2 protein-coding genes are annotated in these 2040 nt (G+C 33.6%); both read right to left on the bottom strand.

Going from position 1 to position 2040, the window contains the following annotated elements; translation table 11 throughout:
- Positions 1-475 precede the first annotated feature (475 nt).
- Complete coding sequence (locus ULVI_RS01790; RefSeq protein WP_068589011.1) at positions 476-1018, bottom strand: TPM domain-containing protein; 543 nt, start codon at positions 1016-1018, stop codon at positions 476-478.
- A 228-nt stretch (positions 1019-1246) separates the two neighbouring features.
- On the bottom strand, positions 1247-2040 hold a 794-nt coding region (locus ULVI_RS01785; RefSeq protein WP_241780943.1), incomplete at its 5' end, for a DUF6882 domain-containing protein.

Raw genomic sequence — 2040 nt, 5'->3', positions numbered from 1 at the left:
TGCAGCCGCAACGATTACGTAACACTTCGCAGCGCCGCAAAGTAACATCGATATTTTTGTATTAATTACTGAACTTTTAGGCTTATAAAACTAAATAACTCTCTCAACATTTCCCGTTTTCAGTAATCCGACCATTGAATTAAATGTACTGTCCAATCAGTTTTATAAGACGTGTTGTCTCCATTAAGTTTCCGCTTCCGTTTCGCTGCGAACAATTTTTAGTCAGAAGTTTTATTTGGCGTTCAGATTGCGTGCGGCTTTACAGTTCAGTATAATTTTTTAGTTTCAGTTGCGAAATGTTTGGAGAATTCTGCGTCACGGGAGCCATCGTGCATAACGGTTTCGTATAACCGTCAGTTACGTGTTAAATTAGCGATTATTTTCGGATTAAACACTAGCCTTAGCAATTCCGAGTGGATTCGGACGTAGTCGAATCCGCCGTAATTGCGGTTATACATTGTTGTACACAGTACTTTTATTTCCATTTTTCTATTAATTCAACCACTCCATTTTTAATTCCGTCATAAAAGTTTCCATTTTTAAATTCGGGAATTATAGTTTGGTCAATTACTTTTTTACAGATTTCGTTTGTCAAAACCAGTTCGGTTCCAATTCCAGTTGCAATTCCGATTTTTCTACAGGGTTTACAGAGTAAAATTATCAGACCATTATCTTTTTCTGCTGTTCCAACTCCCCAATATTTTCCCAAATCCGTCGCCATTTTTTGAATGTCAGAATATGGATTTATACTATCAATTGTTACAACAACTATTTGTCGTGTGGTTTCAATATTGTAGTCATAAATAATGTCCGACAGTTCTTTCCTTTGTGAAGAACTGAAAATGCTGTCGTAATCGTTTATTATTTGACCTTTAAGTTTTGTTTCTCGGAATTTTTCAACTGTTGAGAAATCAAATTCAGTAGTAGGCTTTTCAATTTCTGTTTCTTGTGCAGTTCCTTTGCAAGAAAGTAAATTAAAAGTCAGAAATAGGATTAATATTTTAGTTCCGATTTTCATTTTTTGGGTATTGTGTACAACGTCTCCGTATATGAAACGTAGCGTGTTAAAAGACACTATCGTTTCGGATTATACACGAGCCGAATTTTTAAATTTTTCTTTTTATCTTTATTTTATTAAAAGCCAAATTTAAAAATTTGGCGGTCTTAACAAATACACAAAAACCTCTCGGAAAGCCTATATTAGCTATGTTTTATATACATTGTTGTGCTTAGTGCTTTCTCCAGTTTAATTTGATTCTTTAATCTCAAAGTAACATCTCTCACACACTAATTTTATTTTAGCGAACTCCATAGATTCGTCATTCCAACCATCTGTTTTAAGTCGCTCTTTTTCGCATTCAGAACACCAAGCTTGGAAATCATCTTCTTCGTCCAATTCCATCCCACGATAAGTCTCAAAAGCTTCTTCAAATCCAGTTTTTTGTTCCGTATTCAAATGTTGGCAAATAAATGCTTTTCTTATTTTTCCGTGAACACTACATTCGATTAGTTCACTCTCAATTTTTTCGACTTCTTCTTTCGTTATTTGTTCAGTCAGAAGAAAGTACTTTTCTAAATGGTCAGAAATGACTCGGTAAGTCCCAATTCCGCCAATTATATCAAAAGCAATTGATGTTAATTCCCAACCTGTATATTTATCTCCGTCAAAATGAGAGTTGGTCAGTTTTTGATAATTTTTCTTTTCTCCGAATTCCTTAATTTTTAAAGTTCGAAATTTTCTAGGTTCTACAGAATCTTCGTTAGCCCAAGCCCACATCCAACTATTTGTATTCATCGAGAACGTTCCAACGGGAATGTATTTGAAATAGATTTCTTTGTCGTCACTGTATAATCTTAATGTTTCGCTCGATTGATTATAAAACCAATTTTCATAATTATCAGTATCATAATTCTTTCTAAAATTACTTTGAAATCCAGTCAGTTTTTGACAAATTTTATCAGCGTATTTTTCGTATTTCAGAGGTCTAAATATCAATTCAGTTAGTTTTTTTTGCATTAAGCACAACGGTTTGCATAAGA

Source organism: Cochleicola gelatinilyticus (assembly GCF_001637325.1).
GTDB classification, from domain to species: Bacteria; Bacteroidota; Bacteroidia; order Flavobacteriales; family Flavobacteriaceae; genus Cochleicola; species Cochleicola gelatinilyticus.
Note: the sequence above shows the minus strand (reverse complement) of the source record. Positions and strands in the feature narration are given on the sequence as shown.